17 protein-coding genes and 2 riboswitches are annotated in these 17,042 nt (G+C 68.8%); of the genes, 16 read left to right on the forward strand and 1 reads right to left on the reverse strand.

The genetic code is table 11. The features are described from left to right. Nucleotides 1–10: 10 nt before the first annotated feature. Nucleotides 11–778: a sulfite exporter TauE/SafE family protein gene (locus MLGJGCBP_RS06735; RefSeq protein ID WP_087559023.1), complete on the reverse strand. Its 768-nt coding sequence runs from the start codon at nt 776–778 to the stop codon at nt 11–13. A gap of 212 nt (nt 779–990) precedes the next feature. Next, a riboswitch (SAM riboswitch) is annotated at nt 991–1,087 on the forward strand. Between the two features lie 7 nt (nt 1,088–1,094). Between MLGJGCBP_RS06735 and MLGJGCBP_RS54215 the strand changes: the two genes are divergently transcribed. The 16 genes from MLGJGCBP_RS54215 to MLGJGCBP_RS06805 all read left to right on the forward strand — a co-directional run bounded on the left by MLGJGCBP_RS54215 (nt 1,095) and on the right by MLGJGCBP_RS06805 (nt 17,041). Further along, entirely contained in the window at nt 1,095–1,169 is a 75-nt protein-coding gene (locus MLGJGCBP_RS54215; RefSeq protein WP_369426197.1) for a putative leader peptide, read from the forward strand. 150 nt (nt 1,170–1,319) lie between these two features. Next, nucleotides 1,320–2,312, forward strand: a complete 993-nt coding sequence (locus MLGJGCBP_RS06740; protein ID WP_160094520.1) for an amino acid ABC transporter permease — start codon at nt 1,320–1,322, stop codon at nt 2,310–2,312. Beyond that, on the forward strand, nt 2,309–3,091 hold the full coding sequence (locus MLGJGCBP_RS06745) for an amino acid ABC transporter ATP-binding protein (RefSeq protein ID WP_087559021.1): 783 nt from the start codon (nt 2,309–2,311) through the stop codon (nt 3,089–3,091). The genes MLGJGCBP_RS06740 and MLGJGCBP_RS06745 overlap by 4 nt, the downstream gene beginning before the upstream one ends. Nucleotides 3,092–3,127: 36 nt before the next feature. Continuing rightward, nucleotides 3,128–4,099: an ABC transporter substrate-binding protein gene (locus tag MLGJGCBP_RS06750; protein ID WP_160094521.1), complete on the forward strand. Its 972-nt coding sequence runs from the start codon at nt 3,128–3,130 to the stop codon at nt 4,097–4,099. A 12-nt stretch (nt 4,100–4,111) separates the two neighbouring features. Beyond that, a complete protein-coding gene (locus MLGJGCBP_RS06755) occupies nt 4,112–4,648 on the forward strand; it encodes a GNAT family N-acetyltransferase (RefSeq protein ID WP_160094522.1) in 537 nt (178 codons plus the stop codon). Beyond that, nucleotides 4,645–5,706, forward strand: coding sequence for an LLM class flavin-dependent oxidoreductase (locus MLGJGCBP_RS06760; RefSeq protein ID WP_160094523.1), 1,062 nt, complete (start codon nt 4,645–4,647; stop codon nt 5,704–5,706). Before MLGJGCBP_RS06755 ends, MLGJGCBP_RS06760 begins: the two co-directional genes overlap by 4 nt. After that, on the forward strand, nt 5,703–6,761 hold the full coding sequence (locus MLGJGCBP_RS06765; protein WP_160094524.1) for an LLM class flavin-dependent oxidoreductase: 1,059 nt from the start codon (nt 5,703–5,705) through the stop codon (nt 6,759–6,761). The genes MLGJGCBP_RS06760 and MLGJGCBP_RS06765 overlap by 4 nt, the downstream gene beginning before the upstream one ends. A gap of 15 nt (nt 6,762–6,776) precedes the next feature. After that, nucleotides 6,777–8,171: an NtaA/DmoA family FMN-dependent monooxygenase gene (locus tag MLGJGCBP_RS06770; protein WP_160094525.1), complete on the forward strand. Its 1,395-nt coding sequence runs from the start codon at nt 6,777–6,779 to the stop codon at nt 8,169–8,171. Nucleotides 8,172–8,217: 46 nt separating this feature from the next. Continuing rightward, a riboswitch (SAM riboswitch) is annotated at nt 8,218–8,311 on the forward strand. Nucleotides 8,312–8,315: 4 nt separating this feature from the next. After that, a complete protein-coding gene (locus MLGJGCBP_RS53690) occupies nt 8,316–8,399 on the forward strand; it encodes a putative leader peptide (RefSeq protein WP_310794466.1) in 84 nt (27 codons plus the stop codon). 154 nt (nt 8,400–8,553) lie between these two features. After that, entirely contained in the window at nt 8,554–10,185 is a 1,632-nt protein-coding gene (locus tag MLGJGCBP_RS06775) for an ABC transporter substrate-binding protein (RefSeq protein ID WP_160094552.1), read from the forward strand. Nucleotides 10,186–10,188: 3 nt separating this feature from the next. After that, nucleotides 10,189–11,181, forward strand: a complete 993-nt coding sequence (locus MLGJGCBP_RS06780) for an ABC transporter permease (RefSeq protein ID WP_160094526.1) — start codon at nt 10,189–10,191, stop codon at nt 11,179–11,181. Next, on the forward strand, nt 11,174–12,094 hold the full coding sequence (locus MLGJGCBP_RS06785) for an ABC transporter permease (RefSeq protein WP_160094527.1): 921 nt from the start codon (nt 11,174–11,176) through the stop codon (nt 12,092–12,094). The genes MLGJGCBP_RS06780 and MLGJGCBP_RS06785 overlap by 8 nt, the downstream gene beginning before the upstream one ends. After that, nucleotides 12,091–13,749 (forward strand): dipeptide ABC transporter ATP-binding protein, encoded by a 1,659-nt coding sequence (locus MLGJGCBP_RS06790; protein WP_160094528.1) that lies wholly within the window; start codon nt 12,091–12,093, stop codon nt 13,747–13,749. The genes MLGJGCBP_RS06785 and MLGJGCBP_RS06790 overlap by 4 nt, the downstream gene beginning before the upstream one ends. Next, complete coding sequence (locus MLGJGCBP_RS06795) at nt 13,742–14,878, forward strand: LLM class flavin-dependent oxidoreductase (RefSeq protein ID WP_160094529.1); 1,137 nt, start codon at nt 13,742–13,744, stop codon at nt 14,876–14,878. Before MLGJGCBP_RS06790 ends, MLGJGCBP_RS06795 begins: the two co-directional genes overlap by 8 nt. 4 nt (nt 14,879–14,882) lie before the next feature. Then, the gene (locus MLGJGCBP_RS06800; RefSeq protein WP_160094530.1) at nt 14,883–16,247 is read left to right on the forward strand and encodes an NtaA/DmoA family FMN-dependent monooxygenase; all 1,365 of its coding nucleotides are present in this window, start codon (nt 14,883–14,885) and stop codon (nt 16,245–16,247) included. Further along, the gene (locus MLGJGCBP_RS06805; protein WP_087559011.1) at nt 16,244–17,041 is read left to right on the forward strand and encodes a DUF1684 domain-containing protein; all 798 of its coding nucleotides are present in this window, start codon (nt 16,244–16,246) and stop codon (nt 17,039–17,041) included. Before MLGJGCBP_RS06800 ends, MLGJGCBP_RS06805 begins: the two co-directional genes overlap by 4 nt. Nucleotide 17,042 lies beyond the last annotated feature (1 nt).

The raw sequence follows: 17,042 nt of genomic DNA on the forward strand, positions 1-17,042 counted from the left end.
GCATGCGCGACTATGCGAGCAGCCGGAACAGGCCGACGAGGCCGACGACGACGATGGTTCCCCGCAGTGCGGTGGGGGACAGGCGGCGGCCGTAGCGGGACCCGAGGACGCCTCCGATCAGCGAGCCCACCGCGATGAGGCCGGCGGCCGCCCAGCTGATCCGGTCGAAGGCCACGAGCGTGTAGGCGGTCGCCGCGACGACGTTGACGATGAGCGACAGCAGATTCTTCGCGCCGTTCATCCGTTGCAGGCTCTCCGGCAGGATGGCGCCCATCACACCCATCAGTAGAATGCCCTGCGCAGCGGTGAAGTATCCGCCGTACACGCCGACGGCGAACGTGCCGACGGTGAGCAGGGTGAGTCGCGTGGTGCTCAGGCCCGCCTCGTGGCTGCCGCGCTGCTTCGCCCAGGCCTGGATCTTCGGCTGCAGCACCACCAGGATCAGGGCGAGGATCAGCAGCACCGGGACGACGAGTTCGAACACCGTTTCGGGGAGGTGCAGCAACAGCCACGAGCCGAGTACCGCACCGCACAGAGACGCCGGGATCTGCCACCGCAGCCGCGGTCCCTGCCCGGCCAGCTCCCGCCGGTACCCCCACGTGCCGGACACGCCACCGGCGACCAGGCCGATCGCGTTCGACATCGTGGCGGTCACCGGAGGGAACCCGAATGCCACCAGGGTGGGGAAGGTGATGAGCGTGCCGCTGCCGACGATGGCGTTGATCGCGCCCGCGCCGACGCCGGCAACCAGGATCGCGATGACTTCGAGTGGTGTCACCGAGGCGACGTTACAAGGGCCGCGGACGGCCCGGCAGCCGGGTCGCGCGACGGTGGCGATACGTGACTGCGCGTTCCATCCAACCGCATCCCCGGCCACTTGTCAGCACTTCTACGCACGGTGATTCTTGCGTTCGCTCGGCACCATTTCCCCTGTGTTGCAGGGAAATACCCCGTGTTGACGACGTCCGGGAATGCAGCTAGTGTTCGCTTCAACCATCCAGAGCGACCGAGAGACCTGGCTCGTTGACGTCGCAGCAACCCTTCCGAATCATTCGGGTGCGGGTGCTACCGCCGGGATCGATGGAAGGCAGCACATGAATTACCCCGCGCGCCCCGCGTGGCGCAGACGGCACATCGACCTGTGCCGGACCACTTCCTGCCACTGTTGACGAGGTCTCACAGCACGCTCCCCGGGTAAAACGCCAGGTGAGCGCCTGACGCGCGCCCGCATCCCGCGGAAGACGCGCCCGCCTCCCGTCCCGTCCCGTTTCCAGGTGAAAGGCCGCCTCAGTGATGTCTGTTTCCAGTGGTGAGCAAGTGTGAGCGCCCCCGCCCGGGCGCGTTCGGTCGCGCCCCTCGATTCCGAACCCTCCGGCGCCGGTGACCGGCCGGCGGACGCCGCCCTGCAGGTCGCGCGGCGGTGGCACCCGTGGCGCTGGGTGATCAGCGCCGCCGTGCTGGTGCTACTCGCCCAGTTCGTCCACGGCCTCGCCACCAACCCGGGATGGGACTGGGCGACGTTCGCCAAGTACTTCACCGCCGGGTCCGTGCTGCAGGCCCTGTGGATGACGGTGAAGCTGACACTCTGGGGGACGGTCCTCGGATTCGCGCTCGGTGTGGTGCTGGCGGTCAGCAGACTGTCGCACAACCCGGTGCTGCAGGTGATCGCCTGGGTATACATCTGGGCGTTCCGGTCGATCCCACTGATCGTGCAACTCCTGTTCTGGTTCAACATCACGTACCTGTATCAGACTCTGTCGCTGGGCATTCCGTTCGGACCGGACTTCTTCACGTTCGAGGTCAACGGCGTCATCAGCGGCTTCACCGCCGCCGTCATCGGTCTTGCGCTGCACCAGGCCGCGTATTCCGCCGAGATCATCCGCTCCGGCATCATCTCGGTGGACCACGGGCAGATCGAGGCGGCGCAGTCGCTGGGCATTCCGCGTCGTCGCCAGTTCTTCAAGATCGTTCTGCCCCAGGCGATGCGCGGCATCCTGCCGAACGCCGCGAACGAGGTCATCAGCCTGTTCAAGGGCACGTCGATCGTGTCAACGATGGCGATCGCGGAACTGTTCTACCAGGTTCAGGTGATCTTCGGCCGCAACGGTCGCGTCGTGCCGCTGCTGATGGTCGCGACCATCTGGTACATCATCCTGACCACGCTGCTGTCGATCGGCCAGTACTACGTCGAGCGGCACTACGCGCGCGGATCGGCGCGGGCGCTGCCCCCGACTCCGTGGCAGAAGGTCACCCGGAAATTCGCCGAGATCCGCGACGCCGGTGTCTCCGTACCGAGAGGTGCCACGAAATGACCACCGACACCCAGCAGGCGGAGTTCGCGGTGGAGGTTCGCGGAGTCCACAAGTCCTTCGGCGCACTCGAAGTCCTCCAGGGTGTGGACCTGCTGGTCCGCAAGGGTGAGGTGACGGTGATCCTGGGCCCGTCGGGTTCCGGCAAGTCCACGCTGCTGCGCACGCTCAACCACCTGGAGAAGGTCGACCGGGGCACCATCCGGATCGACGGCGACCTCATCGGTTACCGGCGCAAGGGGAACAAACTCCACGAACTGCGGGAACGCGACATCCTGAGGCAGCGGTCCCGGATCGGATTCGTGTTCCAGAACTTCAACCTGTTCCCGCACCTCACGGTGCTGGAGAACGTGGTCGAGGCACCGGTGTCGGCGCAGGGCCGCGACCGGACCGAGGTCGAGGCCGAGGCGATCGCCCTGCTGGAACGGGTCGGCGTGGGTGACAAAGCCCACGAGTACCCGCGGCAACTGTCCGGCGGCCAGCAGCAACGGGTCGCGATCGCCCGAGCCCTCGCGTTGCGTCCGGCCGTGATCCTGTTCGACGAGCCCACGTCGGCCCTCGACCCCGAACTGGTCGGTGAGGTCCTCGCCGTCATCAAACAACTGGCACGCGACGGCGCCACCCTCGTCATCGTCACCCACGAGGTGGGTTTCGCGCGGGAGGTTGCCGACACGGCCGTCTTCATGGACGCCGGCGTCGTCGTGGAGCAGGGCCCGCCCGCGCAGGTCATCGACGACCCGCAGCACGACCGCACCAAAGCATTCCTCTCCCGAGTTCTCTGACCTCCACACCCCGGTGTGGATCCCCGAAAGGCGCACATGTCCACCGCACGGTTCCGTAAGAAGATTCTGGCCTCGGCCCTCACCACCGTCGCGCTGCTCGCCGCCGCGTGCGGTGGCGGCGACGTCGAGGACGAGGGGGCGGGGCCGACCTCCGCCACCGGATACAACCTCACCGCAGATCAGAATCGCATCACCACCGACGAGGTCGAGTCGATCGCCGCGAAGGTTCCCCCGCAGATCCGCGACCGCGGCACGCTCATCGTGACGGGCAGCGCCGGTTCCGCCCCGCCGCTGCGCTTCTACGCCGACGACGACAAGACGCTCATCGGCTCGGAGACCGACTTCGCGTACCTGATCGGCGACGTTCTTGGCCTGAAGGTGGACCTTCAGGCGGCGGACTGGGCGCAGAACTTCGTCCGGATCGATTCGGGGGAGGCCGATGCCTTCATCTCCAACGTCACCGTCACCGAGGAGCGGAAGGAGAAGTACGACTTCTCGACGTACCGCCTCGACACGGTCGCGTTCGAGACGAAGAAGGACAGCGGAATCCAGATCAAGGAACCCAAGGACGTCGCGGGCCTGAAGATCGCGGTCTCCTCCGGCACCAATCAGGAAGCGCTGCTGGTGAAGTGGAGCGAGCAGAACGTCGCGGCCGGCCTCGAACCCACCGACATCACCTATTACCAGAACGCCACCGACTACTACCTGCCCCTCGCGTCGGGCCGCATCGATGCCTACTTCGGGCCCAACCCGTCGTCGTCGTTCCACGTGGCACAGGCCGGGGAGACCGAGATCGCCGGAACGTTCTCGGGCGCGGGCGACGCGCTCCAGGGTGAGATCGCCGTGCTCACCAAGAAGGACAACGGGCTGATCACCGCAGTCAACGAGGCCATCAACCACGTGATCGAGAACGGCACGTACGCAGAGGTTCTCGACCGCTGGAACATCGCGAACGAGGCCGTGAAGACGTCGGTCGTCAACCCGCCCGGGCTCCCGAAGACCAGCTGACAAGGAGGAACCGTGAGCGAGAGGACCGACCCCGTGCAGACCGTCTTCGTCGATCAGACCGATCCACTGGCCGCGCCGCTGCTCGAAGAACTGGCGACCGAATACAGCACTCGGTACGGGCGCTCCCGGGACCAGATGTACGAGGACCTCAGCACGTATCCGGCGGAGGAGTTCGCCGCACCGGGGGGCGCGCTGCTCGTCGTGGTCGAGGACGGGATGTCGGTGGCGGGCGGGGCCTTCCGCCGCTACGACGACACGACCGCGGAACTCAAGCGGATCTGGACCTCGTCCTCGCACCGCAGACGCGGACTCGGCCGCATCGTGCTGCGGGAACTCGAGGCCGAGATCGTCCGGGCCGGTTACTCACGCATCTTCCTCACCACCGGGCCGCGGCAGCCCGAGGCGGTGGCCCTGTACCTGGCCGCGGGGTACACGGCGCTGTTCGACCGCTCCCTCCCACCGCAGGACGTCGGAATCCACGGATTCGAGAAGGTCCTGCACACCGCCCTGCCGTCCGACTGCGCCGCAAAGGAGTACGAGTCCGTATGAAGTTTCTGCTGATGAGCCTGATCACTCACCAACCGGATCCGGTGACCGGGGAGAAGATCGGCACCGCGGCCAGGCTGCGGGAGGTCGTGGACTCCGCCGTCCTCGCGGAGCAACTGGGGTACGACGGTTTCGCGGTGGGCGAGCGCCACGAACATCCCTTCCTCTCCTCGTCGCCGCCCGTGGTGCTCAGCGCCATCGCGGCGCGGACCACCACCCTGCAGTTGTGGACCGCGGTGACCACGCTGAGCCTGCTCGACCCGGTCCGTGCGTTCGAGGACTACTCGACGCTCGACAACCTGTCGGGTGGCCGGCTGCAACTCATCATCGGCAAGGGAAACGGCACCGCGCAGGCACAGCTGTTCCACGTCACACCGGACGACCAGTGGGACCGCAACCGCGAAGGGTACGAGCTGTTCCGGAAGTTGTGGGAGAGCGAGGACGTCACCTGGGAGGGCACGTTCCGCCCGTCACTCGAGCACGCCGTCGCCCTGCCCCGGCCGCTACAGCCGCGGGTCCGGATCTGGCACGGCAGCGCGACGAGCAAGGAGTCGGTGGATCTCGCGGCCCGCTACGGGGATCCGATCTTCTCCGCGAACGTGACGTACCCCATCGACTCGTACGCCGAACTCGTCCGGCACTACCGGGAACGGTGGACCCATTACGGCCACGATCCCGCCGACGCCCTCGTCGGCGCCGGGACCGCCGGGTTCTACGTCACACCGAACTCGCAGGACGCACTCGACGTGTGGCGTCCGATTCACGCCGCCCGGCTCGACTTCGCCCGCAGGGCAGGCCTTCCGGTGGTGTTCGAGACCCTCGAGGACTTCGTCGAACGCAGCTCCGCGTTGATCGGCAGCCCACAGCAGGTGATCGACAAGGTGCAGCGCTACCACGAGCAGTTCGGCCACGAGGTGATCCACCTGAGCGCCGACCGCGTCGGCAGCGACAAGCAGCACCGCGAGAGCCTCGAGCTGTTCCAGGCCGAGGTGGCGCCCGCGCTGCGCGAGACCATTCCGAGCCGCCCGCTCGCGGCCGACACAGAGGAGCGACAGGCATGAGCCTGCATCTGGGCATCGAACTCGACAGTGAGGGAACGCATCCCGAGGCGTGGCGGCGCGCCGCACACACACCCGACCGGTTGCTGACCGGGCGAACGGTGGCGGACCGGGTCGCGGCGGCGGAGAACGCCGGTTTCACGTTCGCCTCCTTCGACGATTCGCTGCTGCCGCCCGGCGCCGACGGGGGACCCGCCGGCCGGATCGACGCGGTGAACCGCGCCGCGTTCGTGGCCGCGACCACCAGCACGATCGGCCTCGTACCGGTGGTCGGCACCACCTACGCCGAGCCGTTTCACACGTCCTCCCAACTCGCGACGCTCGACTATGCGTCGCGGGGCCGCGGCGGCTGGATCGCGGCACGCGACACCGACCCGCGGGTCGCGAGGGCACTGGACCGGACCGAGATCACCGCACCCGCCGACCTCGCGCGGGAGGAGCGGGACGCGATCGCCGTGGTCCGGGACCTGTGGGATTCCTGGGAGGACGACGCGGTGATCCGCGACTACGCCACCGGCCGCTTCGTCGACCGCGACCGGTTGCACTACATCGACTTCCAGGGTGAGACGTACACGGTGAAGGGTCCGGCGATCGTGCCGCGACCGCCGCAGGGGCAACTGGTGGTGTTCGGAATCGACGGGCAGACCGATCCGTCCCAGGTCGACGTGGTGCTGGTGTCCGGGGCGACACCCGGTGACATCGCCGACGCGGCAGGACGGGCGAAGGACGGCGGGGCGACGCTCGTGTTCGCCGAACTCGACGTGGCGCTCGGCGCAGCCACTCCCGCCCCGCCGAGCGGGCGGCTCTCGTTCGCGGGCGAGGCCACCGGACTGGTGGATCTGCTGCGCGCACTGGATTCGCACGTCGACGGGGTGCGCCTGCATCCCGCCGTCGTCGACGAGGACCTTCCGGTGCTGGCGCGGTACGTGATCCCGGCACTCCTGCGCGCCGGTGTCGCCCACCGTCCCGTTCCCGGTTCGACTCTGCGCAGCACGCTCGGCCTCAACCGTCCCGTCAACCGATTCCGGGCCGAGCGCCTCGAAGAATCCTCTCGCTGAAAGGTGGTGGAGATCATGACCGACAACTCGTACGCCCGACCCGGTGCCCAGGTGCATTTCGGTGTCTTCTTCCACGGTGTCAACCACACGACGATCTGGTCCGATCCGACCAGCGGATCGCAGATCGACTTCGAAACGTTCCGACGGGTGGCGCAGACCGCCGAGCGGGGCCTGTTCGACGCCTTCTTCCTGGGTGAGGGTCTGCGCCTGCGGGAACAGGAAGGCAAGATCCTCGATCTCGACATCGTGGGCCGGCCGGACGCGATCACCCAACTCGCGGCGCTGGCAGGCATCACCCGGAACATCGGGCTGGTGGCCACCCAGAACACCACCTACAACGAACCGGCCGACCTCGTCCGGCGGCTGTCCGGGCTGGACCTGCTGTCCGGCGGCCGCGCCGGCTGGAACGCCGTCACCACGGACAACGCGTGGACCGGTGAGAACTTCCGGCGCGGCGGCTTCCTCGATCACGCCGACAGGTACGAGCGGGCCGGGCAGTTCCTCGACACGGCCCGGGCGATCTGGGACGGGTGGGCCGACGACGCCGTCGCGACGAGCACCGACGCGCCGTCCTGGGCAACCACGGGTGGCGTGCAGGAGGTGCCGCGGCGCACGTCGCAATTCGACGTCACGATCACCCCCACCCTGCCGCGCAGCGCCCAGGGTCATCCCGTCATCTTCCAGGCAGGCGACTCACCGGCAGGCCGGGACTTCGCGGCCGCGCACGCCGACGTGATCTTCTCCCGGCACGGAACCCATTTCGACGAGGCCTTCGCCTTCGCCGAGGACATCCGGGCCAGGCTGCGCCGCGCAGGACGCCCCGAGGACGACATCAAGATTCTGCCGGGCACCCAGATCGTGCTCGCGGAGAACGCGTCCGAGGTCGAGGACAAGGTCCGCTGGGTCCTCGAAGGCCAGTACACCGGGCAGACGGCGTTGTCGCTGGTCGGGCAGGTATGGGGTCGTGATCTGTCCGATCGCGACCCGGACGGTCCACTGCCCGAATTCGATCCGGTGCCCGCGCCGATCTCCGTCACCCGCGGGGCCGCGCGCGACGGAAAGGATCCGCTCGCCATCGCCCGCGAGTGGCGGGCCCTGGCGGAGGCACAGAACCTGTCGCTGCGGCAGGTCGCGATCGCGACGACCCAACGGTCGGGATTCGCGGGCACCCCCGGGCAGGTCGCCGACGAACTCACCCGGTGGGTTCGCAGCGGCGCCACCGACGGATTCAATGTTTCTCCGTATCTGGTGCCCACCGGGCTCGACGAGATCGTCGACCTGCTCGTGCCCGAACTGCAGGAGCGCGGTTCGTACCGAACGGAATACGAAGGCTCGACCCTGCGTGAGCATCTCGGTCTCCGCCCGCCGCTGTCGCGACGGGAACTCCCGCCCCGGCAGGCCGTCGGGTAGCGGGGGCCGTGTGGCGCGGCGACCGGCGATCTCTTACACTCGGTAACGACCATCCAGAGCGACCGAGAGACCTGGCTCGTTGACGTCGCAGCAACCCCCCGCCCTGCGGGTGCGGGTGCTACCGCCGGGATCGATGGAGGAACGATGTTGACCGAAGGCTTCGTGAGCGCCTGGGGGCGTTTGCATGTCGATCTCTGCCGGCTGTCCACCTCGATCTGTCACAGCTGACCTGACACCCCGACACCTACCCGGGGTTCCTGCTCTACACACCGCATCCGCGTCGGATCGGTGTCCCTCACCTTTCTGTGCGCGTGAGCGCTGCCCACTCGACGGGCAGCGCGCACGGCACGTCTTCGAGATCACGGAGTTCTCGGTGCCATCAGTGCCTTTGTCCTCGTTCCACCGCGGCCGCATCGCGGCAGGTATCGGCGCCGCCGCCGTGCTGGCCACGACGCTCACCGCGTGCGGTGGCGGTTCCAGCAGTTCCTCCGCGGAGGCGGGCCCGCCGCAGCCCGGCGGCACCCTCCGCTACGGCCTGTCCCAGGCACCCACGTGCGCCGACCCCGCGCAGTCGGGCACCAACCAGACGATCTACGTGGCCCGCCAGGTGGTGGACTCGCTCACCGACCAGGACCCGGAGACGGGCGAACTGAAACCGTGGCTGGCCGAGAGCTGGGACACCGACGCCGACGCGTCGTCCTTCACGTTCCACCTGAAGGAGGGTGTGACGTTCAGCGACGGAACACCTTTCACCGCGGAGTCGGTGAAGAAGAACTTCGACGCCATCGTGAACACCCTCACCGGAGCCAAGGCCGCACTGGGTGCCAGCTACCTCACCGGGTACACCGGCACCACCGTGATCGACCTGCAGACCGCACAGGTCGACTTCGCCGCACCCAACGCGCAGTTCCTCCAGGCGTCGTCCACCCCGCAGCTCGGCATCCTGTCCGACGCGTCCGTCGCGAAGTCCGCCGAAGAGCGGTGCACCGGCAGCATCTCGGGTACCGGGCCGTTCACGTATGCCGACTACCAGCAGGACAAGTCGGTCACCCTCGCCAAGCGCGCCGGATACAACTGGGGTTCCGACGTGTTCGGCCACGACGGTGAGGCCTACCTCGACACCATCGAGTTCACCGTCGTCCCCGAATCGGGTGTCCGCACCGGCAGCCTGTCCTCGGGACAGCTGGACGCGATCAGCGACGCGCTGCCGCAGGACGCCCCGCAGATCGAAGGAGCGGGCGGGCAGGTGCTCACTACGTCGAATCCCGGAACCCCGTTCGGCTTCCAGCCCAACGTGACCCGCGGACCGCTGGTCGACCCCGCCGTGCGCAGCGCGCTGGTCCCGGCGATCAACCGGCAGGAACTGGTCGACACCGTGCTCGGCCCCAACTTCAAGCCAGCCACCAGCACCCTGGCCAGCCGTACCCCGGGCTATGTGGCACTGCCGGACGTGACGTACGACCCGGAGAAGGCGAAGTCGATCCTGGATCAGGCGGGCTGGGTGCCCGGCGCCGACGGCATCCGTGAGAAGGGTGGTCAGAAGCTCGCCTTCCCCGTGCTGTTCAGCTCCGTGTTCGCCGGCAACCAGGCCATCCTGGAATTGGTGCAGCAGCAGCTCAGAGCGGTGGGAGTGGACCTGCAGCTGGACCTCGTGTCGACTCCGGAAGCGACCGCCCGCCAGAATTCCAAGGACTTCGACGCCACCTATTACAACAGCACCCGCGCCGACGGTGACATCCTGCGCACCCAGTTCGGACTCGAAGGCCGCAATCTGAACAGCCGCGGCCAGATTCCCGCACTCGACGACGTGCTGGCGAAGCAGCTCGCCACCACCGATCCCGCTGCGCGGAGCACGCTCGTCGCCGACGCCCAGCAGCAGGTGCTCGACAACGGCCTGTGGATCCCCACGGTGGAGTTGTCGCAGGCGATCGGGGCGGGCCCGAACGTGCAGGACCTGAAGTTCGAGGCCTCGGCCCGGCTCCAGTTCTTCGACACCTGGATCAGCGGACGCTGACCCATGATTCGCTACCTCGGACTCCGCGTGCTGCAGGCGATCGCCGTCCTGTGGGCGACGTTCACCGTGTCGTTCGCCGTGCTGTTCCTCCTGCCGTCCGATCCGGTGAGCATCGCCGTCGACTCGGCGTCCACCGGAACGACGGTCGACGCGGCCGCCGTCGCGGAACTGCAGGCACGGTACGGGCTCGACCAGCCGGTGTGGGTGCAGTACTGGAATTCCCTGAGTCACGCCGTCCGCGGTGACTTCGGGTACTCGATCGCCACCGGCCAGTCGGTCACCGAGGCCATCGGCAACGCGGTGCCCAGCACACTCGCGCTGGCGTCCACGGCGCTGATTCTCGCCGTCGTGTTCGGGGCGGGGGTCGCGTTCCTCGCCACCTACACGCGGATCCACTGGGTGCGGAACCTGCTGTTCTCCCTGCCCCCGCTCGGTGTCGCGGTGCCGACGTTCTGGGTGGGCCTGATCCTGCTGCAGCTGTTCTCGTTCCGGCTGAAGGCGTTCCCCGCGTTCGGCGACCAGGGGGTCGCGACGCTGGTGCTGCCCGCCGTGACACTCGCGCTCCCGACCGGGGCCGTGATCGCCCAGGTGCTCGCGGCGAGTCTGCAGACCACGTGGCGGCAGCCGTTCATCGAAGCTGCGCGGGCGAAGGGGGCGTCCCGCTGGCAGATCCAGACCCGGCACGCGCTGCGCCTGTCGAGCATTCCCGCGTTCACCATCGCCGGCGTGCTCGTGGGCAATCTGCTGGCCGGATCGGTCGTCGTCGAGACGGTGTTCTCCCGCGCCGGGGTGGGGCGGCTCACCCAGACTTCCGTGATGGCCCAGGACATTCCGGTGGTCCAGGGAATCGTGGTGCTGAGCTCCCTCGTCTACGTCCTCGTCAATCTCGCCGTGGATCTGCTCTACCCGCTGATCGACCCCAGGATCGTCGAGGGCAGGCGGAGTTCCGAGCGCACCGACACCGTCGCGCAGGAAGAGGAGAAGGTTCATGTCTGACATCCTCACCAGGGAACTGATCGAGGAGGCCGAGGGTTACGGCCCTCCGCCGGTCGAAGCGCCTCCCGCGACCGCGCCCCGTCCGCACGGTCGCGGCCGCCGCGTGGTGGCGTGGTGGCGTCGCAACCTCGTGCTCGTCGCCTCGGCGGCGGTGCTCCTCGGAGCGGTCGGATTCGCGGTGGCACCGTCGGTGTTCGCGAGCGGTGACCCCCTGGTCGGGGTGCCCGCGCAGAAACTGCAGGCGCCGAGTGCCGCGCATTGGTTCGGCACCGACAACATCGGCCGCGACGTCTACACCCGGGTGGTGCACGGCGCCGGATTGTCGCTGACCGCAACGCTGCTGGCGGTGGGCATCGCGCTGGTGGCCGGCTCGGTGATCGGACTACTGTCCGGCGCTCTCGGCGGCACACTGGACGCCGTCCTGATGCGGATCGTCGACGTCCTGCTGTCCATCCCCGCGCTACTCCTCTCGCTGGCGCTGGTGACCGCACTGGGATTCGGCACGGTCAACGTCGCGATCGCGGTGGGAGTGTCGCTGATCGCGAACTTCGCCCGCGTGATGCGGTCGGAGGTGCTGCGGGTGCGGAGGTCGTTGTACGTCGAGGCCGCGTTCGCCTCGGGTGTCCGCTGGCACACGGTGCTGCGCCGCCACGTGCTGCGGAACTCGTACGCCCCCGTCGTCGCCCTTGCGGCGGTCGAGTTCGGCATGGCGGTCCTCGCGGTGTCTTCACTGAGCTTCCTCGGATTCGGCGCGGTGCCGCCCACCCCGGAATGGGGCTCGCTGATCTCCGAGGGACGGAACTACCTCGCCACTGCGTGGTGGATGACAACCCTGCCCGGACTGGTGATCGTGGCCGTCGTGCTGTCGGCGCACCGGCTCGGGCATGCACTGGAACAGAGGGAAGTGCGATGAGCGCCAACGACACTCCGCTACTACAGGTCTCCGGACTGCGGGTGGCGTACGGGAGCGCGAGCGAACCCGTCGTGGCCGTCAAGGGCGTCGACCTCACGGTCTCGCGCGGGGAAGTGGTGGCCGTGGTCGGCGAGTCCGGCTCCGGAAAATCCACCACGGCGCACGCCATCCTCGGACTGCTCAGCGGATCCGGGCGGGCCGTCGCCGGCACCGTCACGTTCGACGGTGAGCGTCTCGACACCAAGTCGGAACGCGCACTCGAACGCGTCCGCGGCGCACGGATCGGCCTCGTTCCGCAGGACCCGACGACGTCGCTCAACCCCGTCCTGCGGGTCGGCGCTCAGGTGGCGGAGGTGCTCCGGATCCACGGTCTCGCCGACCGGAGGACCGCGGGCATCGAGGCGGTACGCATTCTGGCCGAGGCCGGGATCGACGAACCCGAGGTGCGGTCGCGGCAGTACCCGCAGGACCTGTCCGGCGGGCAACGGCAACGTGTCCTGATCGGGATCGCGCTGGCGTGCAGTCCCGAACTCGTGATCGCCGACGAGCCGACCAGCGCCCTCGACGTCACGGTGCAGCGCCGGATCCTCGATCATCTCGACGCGCGGATCGCCGAATCCGGCACCGCGGTCCTGTTGATCACGCACGATCTGGGTGTCGCGGCCGACCGGGCCGACCGGATCGTGGTGATGAGCCAGGGCGAGGTGGTGGAGGCAGGCCCCACCCGTCAGATCCTCGAGAACCCGCAGCACGAGTACACCCGCACCCTGCTGGCCGCGGCACCGAGCCTGTCGGTGGGGCAGGAACGCACCCGCGACGAGGAGGCGGGCGGCGCCGGCCCCGACTTCCTGCTGCGCGTGTCCGGGGTGTCCAGGACGTTCCGGATCGACCGGCGCACGTCCATCGACGCCGTCCGGGACGTGTCGTTCGAGGTTCCCCGCGGGCGCACCCTGTCGCTGGTGGGGGAGTCCGGGTCGGGCAAGTCCACGGTGGCCCGGATCGCGATCCGGTTGGAGTCTCCCACCGCGGGCCGCGTCGAGTTCGACGGCCGGGACATCACCGCCCTGCGCGGCGGCGCGCTGCGGGCCCTGCGCCGGCGGGTGCAGATCGTGTACCAGAACCCGTACGCCTCCCTCGATCCCAAACTGGCGATCGCGGACATCGTCGCGGAACCGCTCGGTGCGTTCGGTGTCGGAACCCGGGCGGAGCGGGCGGCGCGGGTGGCCGAACTGCTCGAACAGGTCGCGTTGCCGCGCACCTACCTCGAACGTCGGCCGGCCGAGCTGTCCGGCGGGCAACGTCAGCGGGTCGCCATCGCCCGTGCACTCGCTCTGCGCCCCGAACTCGTGGTGCTGGACGAACCGGTGTCGGCCCTGGACGTCTCGGTGCAGGCGCAGATCCTCGGACTGCTCGAGAGCCTGCAGCGCGACCTCGGGCTGAGTTATCTCTTCATCTCGCACGACCTCGCCGTGGTCCGGCAGATCAGTGACACGGTCGCGGTGATGCGGTCCGGCCGCATCGTCGAATCAGGCACCGCGGCAGACATATTCGACAACCCGCGCCACGACTACACCCGGCAGTTGCTCGACGCCATCCCGGGCCGGTCCGTCGGGCGCCCACGTTCTGCACAGCTGGAGGAATCGATTCATGCCTGAGCCACACCGTCCCCTCGTCGCCGTCGATCTGTACGGCACGGGGATTCATCCGCAGTCCTGGCGTCGCCAGGACTCACGCGCCGAAAACCTTTTCACCGCCGCCTACTGGACCGGCCTGATCGGGCAGGCCGACTCGGCCGGAGTCGACCTCGCGTTCGTCGGCGATTCCTTCGCGATCGCCACCACCGGACATGCCGATCAGCGTGGGCAACTGGACGCCGTGGCGATCACCGCCCGTGCCGTCGCGTCCACCGAACGCATCGGCCTCGTCCCCACGGTGACCGTCACGCACACCGAACCGTTCCACGTGTCCAAGGCGATCGCCAGCCTCGACCACGCGTCGGGTGGCCGGGCCGGATGGCAGGTGGACGTGTCCTCCGGTCAGGTCCAGGCGGATCTGTTCGGGCGCAAGGACGCACAGGACACCGAGAGCCTGTGGGCGGAGGCGGCCGACGCGATCGAGGTGGTCGGCCTGCTGTGGGACAGCTGGGAGGACGACGCCGAGATCCGCGACGTGGCCACCGGCCGCTTCATCGACCGGGACAAGCTGCACTACATCGATTTCGAGGGAGACCACTTCTCCGTGAAGGGTCCCTCGATCACGCCGCGGTCCCCGCAGGGGCAGTCGCTGATCGTGATCGCTGCGCAGGACGAGCACTCCACCCGGGTCGCCGCCGCCCGCGCCGACGTGATCCGCGTCGACGCGCCCACGGTCGACGCCGCACGCGACGTCGCGGCCCGGGTGCGACGTGCTGGGGCCGAGGCCGGTCGCGACCCCGCGTCGCTGTGGATCCTGCTCGACGTCGAGGTGGTGATCGCCGAGACCGCCGACGCCGCCGAACGTGACCTCGCGCAACTCGAGAACTGGTCCGGCGCCCGGCACGAGCCGGCGTCGGTTCTCTACCGCGGCGACGCGCCGGGGCTGGCCCGGCTGATCACGGACGTGGCGGCCACCGGGGACGTCGACGGCGTCACGCTCCGGCCGCTGGCGCTGCCGTCCGGCCTGGACGCCATCACCGGCAGCGTCCTGCCCCTGCTGCGCCCGGACGACCCGGCCCCGGGCGGCGGACTGCTCCGGGAACGGCTCGGCTTCACCCGTCCCGCCAACCGCTTCGCCGGACAGGACTGACATCATGAGCAACCAGCGCAAGCAGATTCACCTCGCCGCGCACTTTCCCGGCGTCAACAACACCACCGTGTGGAGCGACCCCGAATCGAGGAGCCAGGTCGACTTCGCGTCGTTCGTCCACCTCGCGGAGACGGCCGAACGCGGCCTGTTCGACTTCTTCTTCCTCGCCGAGGGCCTGCGCCTGCGCGAGCACCGGGGCCGGATCCACGACCTCGACGTGGTGGGCCGCCCCGACACGTTGACGGTGCTCGGCGCGCTCGCCGGCGCGACCACCCGCTTGGGCCTGGCCGGGACGATCAACACCACGTTCAACGAACCGTACGAACTGGCACGGCAATTCGCCTCACTCGATCACCTGTCCGGCGGCCGGGCCGCCTGGAACATGGTGACGTCTTCGGATGCGTTCACGGGGGAGAACTTCCGGCGCGGCGGATATCTCGACAAGGCCGACCGCTACGTCCGCGCCGGCGAAGTGATCCAGGGCGCCCGGAAGTTCTGGGACAGCTGGGATCAGGACGCACTGCACATCGACCGCGCTCGGGGAGTGTTCGCCCCGGACCAGTCGATCCGCGAGGTCACGCACTCCGGTGCACAGTTCGACATCCGGGGACGCTTCAACATTCCCCGCAGCCCGCAGGGACACCCCGTGCTGCTGCAGGCCGGCGACTCCGATGAGGGCCGCGAATTCGGCGCCGCGCAGGCGGACGCGATCTTCACCATCCACGGATCGCTCGAGGACGGCCAGGCGTTCTACGCGGACGTCAAGGGCAGGCTCGCGAAGTACGGGCGCGGCCACAACGACCTCAAGGTGCTGCCCGCCGCGACGTTCGTGCTGGGCGACTCGGCGGCGGACGCGGCCGAACGTGCCGACCACATCCGGCACCAGCAGGTCGGACCGCAGACCGCGATCGCGTTCCTCGAACAGGTCTGGGGCCGTGACCTTTCCGGGTACGACCCGGACGGTCCGCTACCGGACGTCGAACCGGCGGAAGATTCGACCATCACCCGGGGCCGGGTCCGGCACGCGAAGGACCCCCGCGAGATCGCGGGCCAGTGGCGGGCGAAGGCGGAGGCCGAGAAACTCAGTATCCGCGAACTGATCATCGCCGTCACCACCCGCCAGCAGTTCGTGGGAACCCCCACCGAGGTGGCCGAGGAGATCGACCGCTACGTGCAGGCCGACGCGTGCGACGGCTTCATCCTGGTACCGCACCTCACCCCGGCCGGGCTGGACGAGTTCGTCGAGAAGGTGGTCCCGGAGTTGCAGAACCGCGGCAGTTTCCGCTCCGAGTACTCGGGGACGACCCTGCGCAGCCATCTCGGACTGCGCCATCCGCATCATCAGACAGAAGGAGTTCGGGCATCATGACCGCAGTCACCGAAGACGCGACTTTCGAGCAGGGCTGGCAGGACTGGCACTCGGCGCGCGAGGACTACTTCCGCGAACCGCTGGGCTGGCTGAGTCTCACGGCGCTGCACTGGCTCGTCGAGACCGACACCACGTTCCCCGACCTGCCCGGAAAATGGCGGGCCGACGCGGACGGCCTGATCGTCACGGCCCCGGCCGACGCCGGTCTCGAGATCGACGGCGAGACGGTCGACGGCACGGCGACCCTGGCACCGCAGGAGGGCGCACCCGGTCTGCTCGTGCGCCACGGGAACCGCACGATCGAGGTGATCCGCCGGACCGGTGACGTCGCCCTGCGGATCCACGACCCCGAGGCCGCCACCCTCGCCGCGTTCACCGGCATCCCGGCGTTCCTCCCGGCGCGGCAGTGGGAGGTGCCGGCAACGTTCACCCCGTTTCCGCAGTCCCGTGTCGTGACGACGGGTGCCGTCGTCGAAGGGCTCGAGCACCACCACACGGCGCTGGGGTCGCTCGCCTTCGAGTACGACGGCGCCGCACACGAACTCGTCGCGTTCGCAGGCAAGGACGGTGGGTTGCAGGTGCTGTTCACCGACGCCACCAGCGGGGTCAGCACGTACCCCGCGGCACGGTCACTGGCCGTCGACGCTCCCGCCGCGGACGGCCGGGTGATCCTCGACTTCAACCGGGCGTCCAACCTGCCGTGCGCGTTCACCGACTACGCCACCTGCCCGGTCGCGCCCGCCGAGAACCGGCTGACGCTCGCGGTCGAGGCCGGCGAGAAGAACCCGCGGTAGG

This window comes from Rhodococcus sp. T7, assembly GCF_009872365.1.
In the GTDB taxonomy this organism is placed as follows: Bacteria; Actinomycetota; Actinomycetes; order Mycobacteriales; family Mycobacteriaceae; genus Rhodococcus_F.